Source organism: Emticicia sp. C21 (assembly GCF_003418935.1).
Classification (GTDB): domain Bacteria; phylum Bacteroidota; class Bacteroidia; order Cytophagales; family Spirosomataceae; genus Emticicia.
Map to the genome: position 1 here is coordinate 930,726 of NZ_QVMT01000001.1, position 17,073 is coordinate 947,798.

General features: G+C 39.1%; 16 protein-coding genes. 11 read left to right on the forward strand and 5 right to left on the reverse strand.

Annotated elements, in window-relative coordinates; all coding sequences use genetic code 11:
* Positions 1-20 precede the first annotated feature (20 nt).
* Entirely contained in the window at positions 21-320 is a 300-nt protein-coding gene (locus tag D0T08_RS03880) for a helix-turn-helix domain-containing protein (RefSeq protein ID WP_116981258.1), read from the reverse strand.
* A gap of 134 nt (positions 321-454) precedes the next feature.
* Here D0T08_RS03880 and D0T08_RS03885 point away from each other — a divergent pair, with 134 nt between their 5' ends.
* Together D0T08_RS03885 and D0T08_RS03890 are read left to right on the forward strand one after the other, a co-directional pair.
* A complete protein-coding gene (locus D0T08_RS03885; protein WP_116981259.1) occupies positions 455-682 on the forward strand; it encodes a hypothetical protein in 228 nt (75 codons plus the stop codon).
* 141 nt (positions 683-823) lie between these two features.
* On the forward strand, positions 824-1,132 hold the full coding sequence (locus tag D0T08_RS03890) for a hypothetical protein (RefSeq protein WP_116981260.1): 309 nt from the start codon (positions 824-826) through the stop codon (positions 1,130-1,132).
* Positions 1,133-1,142: 10 nt separating this feature from the next.
* Here D0T08_RS03890 and D0T08_RS03895 read toward each other — a convergent pair whose 3' ends face one another.
* On the reverse strand, positions 1,143-1,514 hold the full coding sequence (locus tag D0T08_RS03895) for a helix-turn-helix domain-containing protein (protein ID WP_116981261.1): 372 nt from the start codon (positions 1,512-1,514) through the stop codon (positions 1,143-1,145).
* Positions 1,515-1,636: 122 nt separating this feature from the next.
* Between D0T08_RS03895 and D0T08_RS03900 the strand changes: the two genes are divergently transcribed.
* Entirely contained in the window at positions 1,637-2,242 is a 606-nt protein-coding gene (locus tag D0T08_RS03900; protein WP_116981495.1) for an FMN-dependent NADH-azoreductase, read from the forward strand.
* 163 nt (positions 2,243-2,405) lie between these two features.
* Positions 2,406-3,770 carry an aldehyde dehydrogenase family protein gene (locus D0T08_RS03905; RefSeq protein WP_116981262.1) on the forward strand — a complete coding sequence of 455 codons (1,365 nt, stop codon included), beginning with the start codon at positions 2,406-2,408 and terminating at the stop codon, positions 3,768-3,770.
* A 169-nt stretch (positions 3,771-3,939) separates the two neighbouring features.
* On the opposite strand, the gene dtd is transcribed toward D0T08_RS03905, so the two are convergent.
* The 3 genes from dtd to rsmA are packed head-to-tail and all read right to left on the reverse strand — an operon-like array spanning position 3,940 to position 6,541.
* The gene (gene dtd, locus D0T08_RS03910) at positions 3,940-4,392 is read right to left on the reverse strand and encodes a D-aminoacyl-tRNA deacylase (protein WP_116981263.1); all 453 of its coding nucleotides are present in this window, start codon (positions 4,390-4,392) and stop codon (positions 3,940-3,942) included.
* Between the two features lie 3 nt (positions 4,393-4,395).
* Positions 4,396-5,751, reverse strand: coding sequence for a magnesium transporter (mgtE, locus tag D0T08_RS03915; protein WP_116981264.1), 1,356 nt, complete (start codon positions 5,749-5,751; stop codon positions 4,396-4,398).
* Between the two features lie 10 nt (positions 5,752-5,761).
* Positions 5,762-6,541 carry a 16S rRNA (adenine(1518)-N(6)/adenine(1519)-N(6))-dimethyltransferase RsmA gene (rsmA, locus tag D0T08_RS03920; protein WP_116981265.1) on the reverse strand — a complete coding sequence of 260 codons (780 nt, stop codon included), beginning with the start codon at positions 6,539-6,541 and terminating at the stop codon, positions 5,762-5,764.
* A gap of 173 nt (positions 6,542-6,714) precedes the next feature.
* Here rsmA and D0T08_RS03925 point away from each other — a divergent pair, with 173 nt between their 5' ends.
* The 7 genes from D0T08_RS03925 to D0T08_RS03955 all read left to right on the forward strand — a co-directional run bounded on the left by D0T08_RS03925 (position 6,715) and on the right by D0T08_RS03955 (position 17,046).
* On the forward strand, positions 6,715-7,395 hold the full coding sequence (locus D0T08_RS03925; protein ID WP_116981266.1) for an OmpA family protein: 681 nt from the start codon (positions 6,715-6,717) through the stop codon (positions 7,393-7,395).
* Between the two features lie 109 nt (positions 7,396-7,504).
* Complete coding sequence (locus D0T08_RS03930) at positions 7,505-8,371, forward strand: hypothetical protein (protein WP_116981267.1); 867 nt, start codon at positions 7,505-7,507, stop codon at positions 8,369-8,371.
* 280 nt (positions 8,372-8,651) lie between these two features.
* On the forward strand, positions 8,652-9,188 hold the full coding sequence (locus D0T08_RS03935; RefSeq protein ID WP_116981268.1) for an RNA polymerase sigma factor: 537 nt from the start codon (positions 8,652-8,654) through the stop codon (positions 9,186-9,188).
* A gap of 4 nt (positions 9,189-9,192) precedes the next feature.
* On the forward strand, positions 9,193-9,891 hold the full coding sequence (locus D0T08_RS03940; protein ID WP_116981269.1) for a hypothetical protein: 699 nt from the start codon (positions 9,193-9,195) through the stop codon (positions 9,889-9,891).
* Positions 9,888-10,898 carry a hypothetical protein gene (locus tag D0T08_RS03945; protein WP_116981270.1) on the forward strand — a complete coding sequence of 337 codons (1,011 nt, stop codon included), beginning with the start codon at positions 9,888-9,890 and terminating at the stop codon, positions 10,896-10,898. Before D0T08_RS03940 ends, D0T08_RS03945 begins: the two co-directional genes overlap by 4 nt.
* Positions 10,899-10,996: 98 nt before the next feature.
* Positions 10,997-14,368 carry a PAS domain S-box protein gene (locus tag D0T08_RS03950; RefSeq protein WP_116981271.1) on the forward strand — a complete coding sequence of 1,124 codons (3,372 nt, stop codon included), beginning with the start codon at positions 10,997-10,999 and terminating at the stop codon, positions 14,366-14,368.
* Positions 14,369-14,529: 161 nt separating this feature from the next.
* On the forward strand, positions 14,530-17,046 hold the full coding sequence (locus tag D0T08_RS03955) for a T9SS type A sorting domain-containing protein (protein ID WP_158561185.1): 2,517 nt from the start codon (positions 14,530-14,532) through the stop codon (positions 17,044-17,046).
* Positions 17,047-17,073: the final 27 nt, after the last annotated feature.

Genomic DNA, 17,073 nt, shown 5'->3' on the forward strand with positions numbered 1-17,073 from the left:
AGATTTGTTTCAAAAGTTTCTCAATGATAAATAAGCTCCTTTGTTCTTGCCGTTCTACTCACTTCTCCTAAAGGAACACTATGCGATTGCTTGGGTAAATCTTTTAAACCTTTCGTTCCTCTTGCTTCCCAAGCGTCCAACCAATTGGTGATGGTTGCCCTACTCACTTCAAAAATGTCTGACAATGTCGTTACGTTATACCCTTTAAAACTTAAAAGTATGGCTTTCGCCCGCTCACGTTCTCGGTAATTACGACTACGACGAGACACTTCTCTCAGAAACTCCACCTGATCGGGAGTTATTTTTCTTACGTAACGCATACAGTTTGTGGTTAATGAAGTGTGCTTTTTCTATAATTAAAGCCTGCCACGCTAATACGCTTGCCTTTTTCGCAAGCCTCAACTAAACGAGTCAGTCTTTATAAACATAAGACGTTTAAAAGTTTTAGAACGCTGTGAAATTGTTAAAATTTCTTAAAGGATTTTTTATTGATAGTTATGGAGGTAACATTTACAGATTCAGTAATCCTCTTATTACTAAAATATTTCCTTTCCATACAGGCTATCACTATTTCACTAAAGAGTTATTTGGTATGCTGGCTTTCAGTACCGAAATTCTGCTGAAAGAAATCAGAATCCGCAAAGTGATGGGCACAAACACGGGCAACCTTATCTATTTTTGAGCCGGGTTTTCTGGTTATGCTATCAATATCGACACTCGATGAAAGTGGCGTAGACTAATCCGGTGAAAGTTTTGAGGAGCAAATAAAGTTAAAATACTATTTTTATTTGATAACTTGTATTGATTTTTAGAACAAGATATAATGGAACAACCGACTATTGATTTTAAAGGTGGACAGGTTGAATTTAATGATTTACCATATCTGTTTACTGGCACCTCTATTGATTCTTTTTATTTAAAGGAAGATATACTTCTTATTAAGTATGGAAATAAGAGTCTTGATGTTGGATTTTATGGAGATAAGCAATTAAGAATTGCGATAATCGAGAATATGGATTGGGAAAATAAGATTTATGTGAAGAAAATTCCACGGTCTAGTATAAAAAAAGGCGTAGTATTTCATGAAATAAACAATGCTATTGATTATTTATTAAATAATAAAGACTCTTAAATAGTATTGACTATTCCTGAGAGGTAATTTTCTTCTTATGTTTGATACCCCACTCTGTCAAAGAAGAAATTATACCCTTTAATGATGTACTATATTCAGTGGGCATATATTCAACTACCACAGGTTTCTGATTAGCATCAACCACCCTTTTTACCAGACCATTTATCTCCAGGTCTTTCAATTCGCCCGAAAGTACTCTTGCCGAAATACCTTTCAGCGTCCGTTGCAAATCGTTGAAACGGGTGTGCCCGCTCAGTAGCGCAATCATTATCCGCAATGTCCACTTCCCGCCCACCACATATAAGGCATCTTCTGCGGCATCCAGATTTTTGCCACACTGCAGCTCAGTAAATGCTACTGTTTTAGCTAATAATTCTCCCATTTTCCTGATATACTAATAAAATTGTTACTACTAACCTTTTGTTTACTACTAACTTTTTATTAGCAAATATACATAAGTTTGTGCCATCAAAAAAATTCTTAAACCAAAGAAAAATAAAACTCATGAAAAAAATACTGCACATTATTTCAAGCCCGCAAGGCGAAGCGTCTGTCAGCAAAAAACTTGGAAATGCCATCATTGAAAAAATTCAGGAAAAGTATCCTGACAGCATTGTGAACGAACGAAATCTGACAAACAATCTATTTCCACATTTAGACCAGCTACAAATCGGTTCCTGGTTTACGCCTGCCGCAAACCGCTCAACTGAGCAGGAAAAAGCTGTTAAGATTTCAGATGAAGCCATTGCAGAAATGCAGGAAGCAGATATTTATGTGATTGGTGCACCTTTCTATAACTTTGCGATTCCTTCTACCCTGAAAGCCTATTTAGACCATATTGCCCGACCAGGAATCACATTCAGATATAATGAAGAGGGTAAACCTGAGGGTTTCCTGAAAAACAAAAAGGCATATATTGCCACTTCATCCAGCGGGGTTTATTCAGAGGGTGAATTTCAATCATTTGATTTTGTGAGTCCGTACCTGAAATTCTTACTCGGATTTCTCGGTATTACAGATGTTACCTTTATTCGGGCAGAGGGCTTAAGAATTGCCGGAATCAAAGAAACAGCCTTTGCAAAGGGCGTGGAAAGTATTGCGATTGATTGATGATTGTGATAGAGCCAAAATATATAGTAAAAACAGAAGAAGGTTGCCAGGCAACCTTCTTCTGTTTTTAGCTGTTAGTAGTCTGAATACTATCTTTTACTGTATTATTTTGTAGATTTGCTTTATCAATATCACCCACAATCCATTTGTTTCATCAGAGTATATGCAAGTTATAAATCCGGCTACCGAAGAAATTATTACTACGCTTGTTGAAGATAATGCTGAAAGTCTTCAGGCAAAACTGAAAACCCTGCAAAAAGGACAGAAAGCCTGGGCAAGAGTCCCGCTAAAAAAGCGAATCAGCATTATTGCTCAGTTTTCAGAACTAATCGCTGAAAACATAGAAGAATTAGCGGCAACGCTTACTTCTGAAATGGGCAAACCATTACAACAAGCCCGCAACGAAGTGAATGGCGCCAGAGCAAGAATCAAATATTTTGTAGAAAACTCTCAGAAATACCTGAAAGATGAGGTAGTAACCCGTCAGGACAATCTGACTGAAAGAATTTCTTATGAGCCGCTTGGAGTTATATGTAATATCTCTGCCTGGAATTATCCATTCTTAGTTGGTGTAAACGTGTTTATTCCCGCTTTAATAGGAGGAAATGCAGTTTTCTATAAACCTTCTGAATTTTCGACTTTAACAGGGCAAAAAATTGAAAAATACCTAAAAAAAGCAGGCATACCCGAAGATGCTTTTCAGGTAGCTATCGGTGCAAGAGAAGTTGGGGAACAACTATTAGAACTCCCTTTAGATGGATACTTCTTCACAGGTTCATATCGTACCGGGCTGTCTATTTATGAAAAAGTGGCACATAAAATGGTACCTTGTCAATTAGAATTAGGTGGTAAAGACCCACTTTATGTGGCTGACGACGTAGCTGATATTAAAGGCATAGCGGCTGGAACGGCCGATGGCGCATTTTATAATAATGGCCAGAGTTGTTGTGCAGTAGAGCGAATTTATGTACATGAGAAAGTCTACGACCAATATGTAGAAGAATTTGTGAAAGAGGTGAATGGTTATAAAATTGGTCAGCCGAAAGAAGACGGTGTGTATATCGGGGCTTTGAGCCGCCAATCTCAGTTAGAATTTCTCGAAAATCAGGTGCAGGATGCTTTGAAAAAAGGGGCAAAACTCTTGATTGGTGGCAAAAGCCTGGCCGGACAAGGGTATTTCTTTGAGCCAACGGTTCTGGTAGATGTTAACCATAAAATGAGTGTCATGAAAGATGAATCTTTCGGGCCAATCATTGGTATCATGAAGGTAAAAGATGATAAAGAAGCTACTAAACTGATGCAGGATACTGAATATGGTTTAACAGCGGCAGTATACACAGCAGACAAGAAACGTGCAGAGAAAATATTAAAACAGGTAAATGCCGGAACTGGCTACTGGAATTGCTGCGACCGCGTTTCTGCTCCCTTACCCTGGAGTGGCCGCAAAAACTCAGGTTTTGGTGCGACACTTTCACATGCAGGTATCAGGGCATTTGTGAAGCCCAAGGCCTGGCATTTGAGGGGGTAGGAAGATTTATTTGTTGTTTTGTAGAGACGCAATGCATTGCGTCTTCAGAGGTCTATCTAACCCAATAAATGTTTTTGGCTAGAGGTTTTGAAAACATAAAAGAAATTTCTGATTTTATCAGGCCAATGGAGACGTAATGCATTACGTCTCTACGTGGTTTTTAGATTATCTAAATCCTATTCTTAGAATCAATAATTATAGTCACTGGTCCATCGTTCAATAAGGAAACTTTCATATCAGCACCGAACTCTCCGGTTTCAATGGGTTTGCCTAAATCCTGTGTTAATTGAGCAATCATTTTTTCATAAAGAGGGATAGCTACCTCTGGGCGAGCCGCTTCAATGAATGAAGGTCTGTTACCTTTCTTGGTGTTTGCATGCAAAGTAAACTGACTAATCAATAAGATATTTCCCTCCACTGCTGATATATCTAGATTCATCTTCCCCTCAGCATCGCCAAATATCCGTAGGCCGACTATTTTCTTCGAAAGCCATTCCAGGTCTTCTTGAGCATCGGTATGAGTAATGCCTAATAATATCATAAAACCAGTGTCGATTTGTCCTTTTACGACGCTGTCAATCGTTACTGAGGCCTGGCTTACGCGTTGTATAACTGCAATCATAATTTAGAGATGTAGCAATAAATCTGCAATAATTAAATATGTACCAATACCAATGATATCGTTGGCAGTAGTAATAAAAGGCCCAGAGGCTATGGCCGGATTAATCCCGAATCTATCTAATAAAAGTGGGGTAACCGTGCCCATAAAAGAGGCTAATACCACAACCGATAATAAAGAAAAACAAACCACAAGAAAAAGGTCTGGCTCGCCTATGAGATAAATATAGGCACCAGCCAATGCCCCAATTACCAGACCATTGACAAGCGCTACCAAAATAATTTTCAACAAACGTTGCCATAAGCTGGTAGTAATCCCTGTTTTTTCGGCCAAACTTTGTACAATCAGTGAAGAGGTCTGGATACCTACATTGCCACCAGTCGAACCCATAATCGGAATAAAAGCAGCCAAAGCCGCTACTTTCTGAAACTCAGCTTCAAAACTTTTAATAACCGTTGCAGCCAATAAACTACCGGCTACACCAACCACCAACCAGGGTAAGCGGGCTTTTGCCAGTTGCCAAACACTATCATCTTCTTCGGCCTCTCCCGTGATACCGGCCATCACCTGAATATCTTCTTCGGCTTTCTCCGTAATAAAATCGACCACGTCATCGATTGTAATTCTTCCTAATAATCTTCCCAGAGTATTCACTACCGGAATCGCCTCTAAGTCATACTTCTGCATTCTGTCGGCTACTTCTTCGGCTGGCGCTGTGGTTTCTACAAATACAATATCATCGTCGAGAATATTCTCAATCTTGGTATTCTTTCGAGCCAGTACAATCTGCTTCAAGGATACTATCCCCTGCAATTTCTGGTCATCATCAACTACATAAATGGCAAATACCTTTTCTACATCTTCTGCCTGCCTCCTGATCTCCTCCACACACTCACTCACCGTCCAGTTAGAATTTACCTTTACCAACTCTTTCTGCATCAAGCCCCCGGCAATGTCTTTGGGGTAATACATCAGATCGATGATAAACCGAGCTTGTTCGCGGTCGTCCAATAAGGCAATTACCTTCTCTCGTACCTCAATCGTCTGTTCGTTCAGCAAATCAGCAGCATCATCCGAATCAAACAGGTTTACATATTTGGCAATTTCTTCAACCGTGAACTGTTCTTTGATAAAACTCTTGCGGGTTTCCGGTTCTATATGCGATAGTATCTCTGCCCCTGTTTCTGTATCAAGCAATGTAGTCAGATAATGCCCTTGCTCACCATCGAGTTCGAGTATCACCCCGGCAATATCGGCCGGGTACAACTCGTCCATTTCGGCTTTGAGCAGTTTTTCATCCTTCTGCTCAATGGCAGCCTCTAGTTTTTCTATATACTCTCTGGTTAGCTCAAAAGTAGTCATATCTACCCGTTTAGTTTTCAGTAAATGCCTTTGTCAATAGTACAAACTCTGCTACACCTAATTGTTCAGCACGTTTATTCAATAATTCATGTTCAAAATTCAATCCAATTGGTTTTAAAGCATTGCGCAGAGTTTTTCTTCTCTGGTTAAAGCCTGCCTTTACTACCTGAAAAAACTTTTTCTCATTACAGTCTAATTGAGCAACCCCATTTCTGCGTACACTTATCACTCCCGAATCAACTTTCGGCGGTGGATTAAATGCACCTGGCAAAACCGTAAATTCATACTTGATATCATAATAGGCCTGTAGGAGTACACTTAAAATCCCATAATCTTTATTTCCGGGAGGCGAAGCAATGCGCTTGGCTACTTCTTTCTGCAACATACACACCACTTCCACCACGGTATCTTTATGCTCTAATACTTTAAAGAATATTTGCGAGGAAATGTTATAAGGAAAATTACCAATAATAGCAATTGGCTCTGTGCTGTCGAATCCTTTTAGGTTCGATAAGTCCATTTTCAGAAAATCTTCTGAAAAAATACGGTCTCCTAAATCAGGGAAATGGGTATTCAGATACGTTACTGATTCGGTATCAATCTCAACAACAGAGGTCTGATAATCAGTCTTTTTCAATAAAAACTGAGTCAATACACCCATACCCGGGCCTATTTCCAGAACCTTTGTATAGTTTTTATGGAGTGAAAGCAAATTCACAATCCGTTCAGCGGCGTTCATATCTTTTAAGAAATGTTGCCCGAGATGTTTTTTAGGTTTGACTTTTTGCATGCTCAAAATTAGCTGTTTCTTCCTGTAATGACATTCAAATAATCGATTTTGTTGAATATTCTCTACATTTTATTCCTACTTTCTGGTATTTTTTACGGTTTTCTATACAAAAACAACATTTGGAACAGCTTTTTTGACACTATTAATAAATTATTACCAAAAACTTTATAGCCATGCAACGTAACATTGTTTCAAAATCGCTTTTTTTAGCTACTGCATTAGCAGCAGTTAGTTATACCAATATGAGTTGTAGATCAACAGGTGGAATGTCAGGAAGAGATATGACTGTTAACTCTGATAATCAGACTACTATGATGACACCGCCACATGACGAACAAGCCGCTATTTCGACAGTATCCTTAGGGGGAACATCAGGAGAAGAAATTAAAAGAATGATGGCCGATTATGTACCTGCATTGAACGAAAACCTCGGTGACATAGCCATGGTAGAGATTTATGACGAAGGGCTCATCGTAACCATGAATAAAGGCAATCTTTTTGATGTTAATTCCTTTATGATTAACGAAGAAGCCAAAGAAGATTTGCGAAGAGTAGCTTATTCTTTGAGACAAATGCCTAATACTTATGTTGTAGTAAACGGGCATACAGATGCTACAGGTAGCAAAGCGCATAATGAAAAATTGTCAAGAATGCGTGCGGTTCAGGTAGCTAATTATTTGAAAGGTGCAGGTGTTGATGAAAAAAGACTCTTAGTTGACGGATATGGAGAGAAAATCCCTAAGTATTCAAATAAAAATTATAAAGGCAGAGATAAAAACCGAAGAGTTGACTTTATCATAGTAGCCGATAACGACACTCGGGAATATATAATAAATACAGGTTCAATAAGATAATATATAACTATCTTACCAAAACCGTAATCGGGGTGGCTACTTGGCTGCTCCGATTTTTTTGTTTTCGGAATAACGATTTTTGTGGTAAATTTGATTTTTCTTATACCTAATGACACGAATCCTTACTATCTTATATCTACTACTCCCATTCACAGGCTTAGCTCAGGGAGGTTCAGAAATCTACTTGTTTGATATAAATTCCAGAAACGGCAAATTCACCTTATCGAACCCTGTCAACATTACTAATCATAAAGGCTACGATAATCAACCCTCATTTCATCCGGTTTTGCCTATTGTTTATTATGCTTCGGCCAACGATAGCGGGCGCACAGATATTATGTCGTACGATTATGTAAAAGGCATTAGCCGCCAGATAACCAATACCTCTGAAAGAGAGTATTCTCCTACTATAACCCCCAATGAATATTATTTTTCTTGTATTATTCAACGTGATAATGGAAAACAGGATTTAGGACAATATCTGATTGGTGGAGGCCGAGCAACAGTTCTGATTAATAACCTGAAAGTAGGATACCACACATGGATTGATGCCAGTAGCCTGCTATTATTCGTACTGGCAGATTCAACAAACAATTTGCATTATTATAATCTTTCAACGAAAGAGAACACCATTATTGCCCCAAAACCCGGACGTTCGCTACACAAAATCCCGAGTCAGCAGGCTTTTAGTTTTATAGATAAATCGAATCCTGAGCAATGGGTAATTAATCAGTTTGACCCTGCTACAAAAGCCGTAAGTAAGATTGTGAATACAGTTGGAAAGTCAGAAGATATATGCTGGACTGCCAATGGCTATATTCTAACCAGCGACGGCGAAAAGCTGTATGCCTATAAACCCCAATCAAGCAAAGTGTGGCAGGTCATTGACACAAAAGAGTTGCCTATGCTCACGAAAATTACCCGTATGGCCGTGAATAAAGATAATAACAAACTGGCGTTGGTGGTTAGTGAATAAGTCTACTAAAAATAAAAACCTATTACGTAGAGACGACATGCTGGCGTCTCCTAAGGCATATCCAATCCAATAAATTTGGTTTGGCCAGATAAAATTAATAGATAGTTTATCTTATATTCAAAGGCCAATGGAGACGCCAGCATGTCGTCTCTACGAAAATGAATTATTATATTAGATAATAGCATCCACCAACACACAAAATCCCACCCATCTAAAAAAAATAAAAAAATTATTTCATCAGGCAACGTTTGCCCAGGTATCCGGATTATTGTCAATAGAAATGCATTTAAACGTAACTATACAGCATTGTAAAGTTGGGGATAGAAAAGCACAGAAAGCATTATTTGATTTGTTTTCTAAAAGTTTTCTGCGCTTGGGTTTTCGTTATCTCAACGACCGACAATACGCTGAAGATGCTTGTTTAGAAGCTTTTACACTAATCTTTGAGGGGCTGAAAACATTTGATTACCAGTCAGATGCACAAACAGAAGCCTGGATGAAACGTATCGTAGTGAATCAATCACTAAAGATATTGAGGAGAAACCGCAGTTTTCTTTTTCAGGCATTAGAGGCAGACAATGAAGTGGAAGCAACCGACATTGGTATAGAAGATGACATGAGTGGTAGGGAAATACTCGATCTCATTATATCGCTTCCTGATGGTTACCGGACGGTTTTTAATATGTATGTCGTTGAGGGATATTCGCACACGGAAATAGCCGACATATTGAATATTACCGAAAGTACTTCGCGCTCGCAATTGTTTAAAGCCAAAATGCTGCTAAAAAAAACGCTTATAACGAAAAAAGTAGTGTAGCCAAATGACACCAGAAGAAAAAGACATTAAGAGTAAAATTGACAACTTGAGCGACCTTGACCTTTTTTTCAACGATTCAGATCTTTGGAAACGTGTTGAGGGAAAATTAGACAAAAAAAAAAGTCGTAAAAACATCCTTGCCTTATACTGGGCAGCAGCCAGTATAGCTATAGGTTTATCGTTTTATTTCTTTTTATCGCCCACTATTCCACCAGTAGATATTGCTACGACTAAAAGTACCGCTACTTCCACCCCTCAACTTACGCCCGAAATTGTTATTCGGACAAAGACACTTATTCCAAAAGTTTTGCCTGTTAAAAACAGCACTATTCCCCCTGCAGTAATGAAAGATAGTGTTGAATCGTATGAATTAAATGAAAGATTACTAAGCACTGATGTGGAAACGCTCAGTGCTATTGCTAAACCTATTGAATCCACAAACTTTAAAGATATACTTCAGTATCCTGTTGTTTTTAAAGCGCAACGCGTTACTTCACTGAATTTCCCGGTTATTCCTGATCAAATGATGGAACGTGAGTCCTTTGCCAAGCGGGCATTAAGGCAAATCAAGCATTTCAATACTGAGGGAAAAATAGACCTGCGCGAACTGAATATTGAACCGAGAAATGTATGGGCTTATCTCGAAAGGAGTTTTTTTCATGACACAACCAAAATAATAAGTTCAAAGCCGCTTAAACCATGAAAAAGCTCTTTCTGTTAATTGTAACTGTTCTGATAACCTCTGCCACTTACGCTAAAGAAGATTCTCTCATTGCCCGCATCGGGAAAAAAGCAAAAATCGTTTTCTATGCCGATAAACCGGAAGATTTTAAGGAAATCGGAAAATATGATTTGAATCTTTTATTTAAAGAGCTGAAAAAACGCTCTGAAAAAAACTTTTCGTTGAGTGAAGATGTAACATTGAAAGAGGCAGATGAATTTAAAAATCGTGATGCCAATACAGCTGTTAAACCCAAAAGATGGTTCAACAAAATGAACCTGAATTTATTTATAGGCGCAAATCAGGCATTTATTACTAATACCTGGGTGCGGTCGGGTGTTGGTACACCATATTACGATAGTCATTTCGCAGGGAATAATTATAAAGCGAGTGATAATACACTTAAAAAAGACTTTTTCAGAATAGAAGGCGAAAGAGCCGTAATGGTGGGTATAGGTGGATTCTTTGATAAAACCCTGGCTGTAAAAGGACGAACAGCGATTTCATTAAGATACGGTGCAGGATTCGATTTACTTGGTTCAAAACTAAGAATCAAAAGGGTTTCCAGCATGCTTCTTGACCCTAAGACTGAGAAAGAAGAACCCACTTATTATGAAGCCAAAGAGTATCCTACAGCCAAAGTAAATTCAGCAAATCTCTATTTACAGGCACTACTGGGCATTACTTTTATCAATAGAAAAGGAGAGCGAACTTTTAATTTTGGAGTTGGGGTAAAAATGGCTGCAGGATTAAACAGTATGAATAATAAAATAGCCACCAACGGCAAATTCTTATATCTCGAACACGGAGCACCTGTACCCATCAAATACAGAACACTGCAAACCGGATTCATAGCCAATGTGGGATACAAGTTTATTAATTTATTTTTCCAGATGATGCCTAATAATATTGTCATTACCTCTGCACAGACGAATATCTACTCCCTTTTGATAGTCCGCGCCAAATCAGTGCTTCTACTTATACCTTAGGTTTACGCTTCGGTAAATAAATAAGATTAGCTTAATCAGTTTCGTAAAATCTTCATCTTTCTTTGTAGATTTGGCTTTGTATAAATACTACCAGAACGATGACGGTTGAGAAATCCCAGGAAGAATTATTGTTTGAGATAGAAAAACTCAAACGTAAGCTCGAAGAAGCTGAACATAGCGATGCCATAGACCAATTACAGGATTTAGTTGATAATACTTCCGAAATTATTATGCTAATTTCATTAAGTGGCCGGTTTTTGTTTGTAAATAAGGCTTTCAGAGAAGTATTAGGCTATACCAGCGAAGAATTGGCCCGACTTTCTTTACAGGATATTCTGCACCCCCAATTTGCCGAAGATATGCTCGATACCCTTGAGCAAATAAAGACTGATAAACAAATTGTGGATTACCAGACCGTGATGCGCAATAAAGAGAGCAAACGTGTCTACCTCTCCGGAGACATCAGTTGTCGCTTTGAAAATGGCGTTCCTACCGCTTTCCGTTGTTTATTCAGAGATATTACGCTACGCCGTCGGGCTGAAAGAGCTCAGCAATTGTATTATACTATTGCGCAGCTTAACCTTAATACCCTTAGCCTCAAAGATTTTCTGACTCAGGTACATGAAGAACTGCAAAAGAAAATACAGGCCAACAACTTCTTCGTAGCACTTTTTGAACCGGAAGACGGCACTATTTACTACCCTTATGTAGTGGATGAGTATGCCGAAACGAGTGATAATTTTTTGCGCCGTAAACTGGGCAATGGTATCATTGAATACTCAATGGTGCAAAATAAACCGCTCTTTCTTTATAAAGAAGATATTGAGAAACTCTCAGAAACCGAACGTTTAACACTCTACGGTTCATCGTTACCGGAAGTTATGCTGTGCGTACCGCTGAAAGTAGATACCAACACCACCGGGGTTATTGGTGTACAATCGTATAGCGACCGTAATAAATTTAATATCAGAGATTTAGAATTATTAGAGTTTATTTCGGGTCAGGTGGCTGCGGCCTTGGTTAGAAAGCAAAATGAGGAAGATTTGCTTCGTCAGACTTCCCGTCTGAATGCCGTTTTTGATAGTAGTTCGCATGTTATCTGGACGGTTAACCTGAAACGTCAGTTAAGTTCTTTTAACAAGAATTATGAAGAACTGATTAAGAAAAATCTGGGTTTTCCTCCGCAACTCAATTCAAGTACCGAGAAAATCGGCTGGCGATTGATAGCACCGGAAGACCGGCCGATTCTCCGAGAGAAATACAATGAGGCGTTTAAAGGCAAACCCCAATATTTTGAAATGCACTGGGGTAAAATAGACGGTGGCGATGATTGGTATGAATTTTATCTGAACCCCATTCTATCATCCTCAACCGGACAGATTGAAGAGATTTCGGGCATTGCGCAGAATATCACCGAGAAGAAAAATTCTACCATTACCCTCCAGAAAAGCGAACAGAAATTCCGTGATACGATTGAATCATTCATTGATATTTATTACCGTACCGATTTGGCCGGAAATATCAGCATGATTTCTCCATCAGTCTTAGCTCACACAGGCTATACCGTTGAAGAAGTAATGGGGAACAAGGTGGATAAATTTTTTGAAAATGCGGTTGATAGTTCAAAGAATATCAAAGGACTGCTGAAAGCTGGTAGTATTACTAATTTTGAGGTAGTAGTAAAGCGAAAGGATGGAGAATTGCGGCAGTTTATGCTCAATATCCGGATGATTAAAGATGCCAAGGGGATACCGGTAGAGGTGGAAGGGGTAGCACGTGATATTTCGGAATTGAAGAATGCCAATGAAGATTTACTGATTGCTAAAGACGAAGCAGAACGCTCATTGAAAGTAAAAGAGCGCTTCTTGGCTAATATGAGTCACGAGATTCGTACACCAATGAATGGAGTGATTGGGATGATTGACCTGATGTACGAAACGCCACTCAATCCTGAGCAAAGAGATTATGTGCAAACCATTAAGAAATCGTCAGAGACTTTATTGACGATTCTGAATGATATTCTTGACCTCTCGAAGATTGAGGCAGGTAAAATGGATTTGCACAATGCCCCGCTTGATATTAAGGAGTTACTGGAACGATTGGTAGCCCTATTCCGCCAACGTGCCATTGAGAAAAACAATCGTTTGACCTATGAAATCGGTGAAGATGTACCTGCTTATCTGATAGCAGACCAGACCCGTTTATTGCAGATTTTCTCGAATCTGACCTCTAATGCCCTCAAGTTTACCGAGAACGGAAGTGTAATTGTATCTTTATCAAAGGTTTCTTCTAATGGCAAAATCCATGTTTTAAAAGGAGAAATAAAAGATTCGGGCATCGGTATTTCAGAAGAAGACCAGAAACTTTTGTTTGGCGCATTCCAGCAATTAGATAATTCTACCAAAAAATCATTCGGTGGTACAGGCTTAGGTCTGGCTATTTCAAGAGAATTATGCCGATTGATGAAAGGAGATATGGGCGTTGTTTCAAACGAGGGTAAAGGTAGTACCTTCTGGTTTACGATTGAGGTACGTTCAACAAGCATCAGTCCGAGCGTATCAGAAGCCAGTGAAAACGAAATTCAACTGACCAATTTCTTCCATACCTATTCGCCTAAAATCCTGTTGGTAGACGATAATCAGGTAAACAGGAAAGTGGCCTCAGAGATATTGCAGAAATCTGGTTGCAAGGTAACCACTGCCGAAAGTGGTGCCAAAGCCATTGAAATTTTTGGTGATGATTCATCTTTCGACTTGATATTTATGGATATTCAGATGCCGGAGATGGACGGTATCGAAACTACTAAGCGAATGAGAGCGTTATATAGCACTTCTTTACCCAAAGTAGTGGCTATGACGGCCTATTCGATGCAACACGACCGTGAGCGTTTCTTAAGCGAGGGCATGGATGATTATGTGCCCAAACCTATCAGAGCTGCTGTTCTGGTACAAAAGGTAAATGAATTGGTGAAAACAGAGGGAAGAGAAGCAAATAGTGCTTCACCTATCATAAATTCAACTGCTAAACCAGAAACAACCCATGTACCTTTTCAGCAAGTGACAGAAAAGATTGTGTCTGAAACTATTGAAGTGAATAAAAGTCAGTCTACACTTGATTTTAGTGTGCCTGTCGATATGCCTATGTTTGATATGGAAGTGGTGAACCAATTAAAGGAGATGGTAGGTGAAGAAATGCTGTTGACCGTATTTGAAGATTTCGAGACAGAGGCACTGGAACAGATTCAAAATACCAAAGAAGCTTATCCTGATAACGTAAAAACTATCCAGAGCGAATTGCATACTTTGAAAGGCAATTCAGGTACAATTGGCTTATCACGTATACACGAAATCACTAAATTGATAGAAGTGCCGTCAAAAACAGGTGATTTAACGCATTTCATCGAAAAAATGATGGTTTTAGAAGAAGAATTTGCTAAATTTCGCGCAGAATATCATAAGGTATTAGCATAGCAACTATTTAAGTCAATCTACTTTTGCTGCACGCATATAATCCAGGCTGGCCAATTCAGCCTGAACAGTACCCGGTTCCAATTACCTGAATCCCGTAATTGTTTTTAACGCTATTGAAGAGTGTATCTTTAAGAATGAAGACCCATTGGCCTTTTATAATTTTGCTATTTTTACTTGGGCAAAGTGAGAATCTTTTCGCCCAGTGGACTTGTGGTATGCCTGCACCATCCACAAAAGAAAAAACGGCTCTTTTATCTCAATATCAGCAATTTATTCAGCAAAAATCTTCCGGCAAAGCGCGTATTACTAACTATAGAGTCGCCATAAAGGTCAATATCATTTCGGGCATTAGCACGCCTGCTGCTTCTGTATTGAATGAGGCAGATATAAGAGAAATCATTGCTCACGCCAATACTTACCTGAAAAATGTCAATGTAGAATTATACCTGCTCAATAATCAGGTATATCCGATTAAAGATGATAAATACTTTGAGTTTAAAATAAAAGATGAGGTTGAGCTCCGTAAAAAATATGATGTGCAGAATGCCATCAATATCTATTTTGCCAAAAATATCAGCCTGAACGATTTAACTGTACTAAGCGGCTATGCAACCTTGCCAAGTTTAGCTTCCAGTAGTAACCGTGTATTTTACTCGTATTTTGAGCGTACAACCGACGATATTCAGAGCCTTAAAAATAAAACTTTCCTGCATGAATTAGGTCATTATTTTGGTTTGCTACATACCTTTCAGGATAGCAATAGCCCCGTAATATCACAACGGGAATTAGTTACCAGAGGAGCAGGTTCAAATAGTGCCATAGCAGGTGACCAGATATCTGATACCCCGGCCGACCCATTTGAGAGATTGCCTATTTCTTCTGCATTTAATTGTACTGACCCTGCCCCATCAACAGTTATTGATGCCAATGGAGATAGATTTGCACCGGCCACGAATAATTTCATGGCCTATTATCAGAATTGCGGGAGTGCTTTTACAGAACAACAATACCTAAAAATGCAGGCGTCGTTTAGTACTCGCTTTTCTCCGTCAGCTGAATACCAGATTGTCGGACAAGGTTCTTCTAATTTTGTTTCTATCAAGAGCTTGAATAAGGATGTGTATTGTGTAGGAGATTCGGTACAGGTGAGTTATGGCTTAGAGGGTTTATTTGAAGACCATAACCAGATAAATGTTGAACTATCAGATGGATTGGGTAAAAACTACAAAGCCATTGAATCGAAAAGACGTGGCAGTAAAGTCCTGTTAAAACTGCCAGATGATTTACCTGAGGGCGAAAGTTATCATATCAGATTAACAGCTACAGGCCCTCAAACGATGAGCCCAATCAGCGAAGGTTTTGCGATTCGTACCTACCCTACTGCCTATCTCATTCCAAATAAAACTTCAATCAACGCAGGAGAAACGGTTGATTTCACCCTTAGTTTAGGAGGTAGCGGAACCTGGTCTTTTGATCTATCAGATGGCACTTCTATGAAAGATACACGCCAGACTACTCATATATTTCGTAAAACATTGAATGAGACTACGGTTTTTGCCGTGTCGTCTGTTCGTAATATGTGTGGCGACGGCCAAAGAAATGGTGGAGTAGCTATTACAGTTGCACAACCACAAATAAGTGCTACAGGCCTAAATAATACAACCATTTGTCAGGGGCAATCGGTCAAACTTGCAATAAGTGTTACCGGAGGTTTATCTTTCGACAGCCAATTGAGTATTCAGATTTCTGACCAGTCCGGACAAAATTTCGTTGATTTACCAACGCAGGTTTCCTTGTTCAATCTTTCAGCCCAGATTCCTGCTGATTTCAAAACAGGTTCGGGTTATCGTTTGAAAGTAGTGGCTAAAAATTCACCTTTATTCAGTGCGGCTATTGGGCCCTTAACCATTGTTTCTCCACCTAATCCACCGTCTGTTAGTCCGGTAGTTAATATCTGTCAGAATAGTACGCCTCAGGTTCTAAAGGCAACTGGCACAAATATCAAGTGGTATGTCGATGAATTTGATTTGAAATCATATAATTCGCTGGTTCCGTCTACTACCAAAGAGGGTACGTTTACCTATTACGTAACCCAGACCAATAGCAATGGTTGTGAGAGTAATAAGGCCCGCGTAGATGTAAATATCAAGGCAGTTCCAACGGCAATTCTGAGCGGAGATAATACAATATTATTAGGGGATAGCACGGCATTGAAAGTAAATATTACCGGAGGCTTCCCTGCCTCAGTGACGTTATCAAACGGAAAAAACTTTGCTATCAGCGCCAATCCGTTTGTATTGGGCGTAAAACCTGCTACAACTACTACTTACCAGCTTACTGAAGTAAAAAATACCTGCGGCGCAGGAGTAGTATCTGGTAGTGCCCGAATCATTATTCTGGAGCCCCTGGCAACGGAAGAGACTGTGAAAGATGGCATCAGATTATTCCCGAATCCTGCGCGTGAGCAACTCACGGTAGAGTTTCTTTCATCTCAGCCTGCTACCTCTGTTATTTCTCTGGTAGATATGTCAGGCAAAGTATTGCAACAAAATGTTTCAAAAGTTAATCAGGGCAAGCAGGAATTTATTGATCTGGCCCCTTATAATACAGGTAATTATATTGTCAGAATTAAAGTAGGAGAAAAGATAATCAACAGAAAAGTAATAATAGATAAATAGAATTTGTCAGGAAGTATAAACATAGAA

Excerpts from the sequence above, each read along its gene's own strand:
- D0T08_RS03945 (WP_116981270.1), top strand. The coding sequence starts at position 9,888 with ATGAAAAAGCTCTTTCTGTTAATTGTAACTGTTCTGATAACCTCTGCC.
- D0T08_RS03895 (WP_116981261.1), bottom strand. The coding sequence starts at position 1,514 with ATGGGAGAATTATTAGCTAAAACAGTAGCATTTACTGAGCTGCAGTGT.
- dtd (WP_116981263.1), bottom strand. The coding sequence starts at position 4,392 with ATGATTGCAGTTATACAACGCGTAAGCCAGGCCTCAGTAACGATTGAC.
- D0T08_RS03905 (WP_116981262.1), top strand. The coding sequence starts at position 2,406 with ATGCAAGTTATAAATCCGGCTACCGAAGAAATTATTACTACGCTTGTT.
- rsmA (WP_116981265.1), bottom strand. The coding sequence starts at position 6,541 with ATGCAAAAAGTCAAACCTAAAAAACATCTCGGGCAACATTTCTTAAAA.
- mgtE (WP_116981264.1), bottom strand. The coding sequence starts at position 5,751 with ATGACTACTTTTGAGCTAACCAGAGAGTATATAGAAAAACTAGAGGCT.
- D0T08_RS03890 (WP_116981260.1), top strand. The coding sequence starts at position 824 with ATGGAACAACCGACTATTGATTTTAAAGGTGGACAGGTTGAATTTAAT.
- D0T08_RS03950 (WP_116981271.1), top strand. The coding sequence starts at position 10,997 with ATGACGGTTGAGAAATCCCAGGAAGAATTATTGTTTGAGATAGAAAAA.
- D0T08_RS03900 (WP_116981495.1), top strand. The coding sequence starts at position 1,637 with ATGAAAAAAATACTGCACATTATTTCAAGCCCGCAAGGCGAAGCGTCT.
- D0T08_RS03880 (WP_116981258.1), bottom strand. The coding sequence starts at position 320 with ATGCGTTACGTAAGAAAAATAACTCCCGATCAGGTGGAGTTTCTGAGA.
- D0T08_RS03935 (WP_116981268.1), top strand. The coding sequence starts at position 8,652 with ATGCATTTAAACGTAACTATACAGCATTGTAAAGTTGGGGATAGAAAA.
- D0T08_RS03930 (WP_116981267.1), top strand. The coding sequence starts at position 7,505 with ATGACACGAATCCTTACTATCTTATATCTACTACTCCCATTCACAGGC.
- D0T08_RS03925 (WP_116981266.1), top strand. The coding sequence starts at position 6,715 with ATGCAACGTAACATTGTTTCAAAATCGCTTTTTTTAGCTACTGCATTA.
- D0T08_RS03940 (WP_116981269.1), top strand. The coding sequence starts at position 9,193 with ATGACACCAGAAGAAAAAGACATTAAGAGTAAAATTGACAACTTGAGC.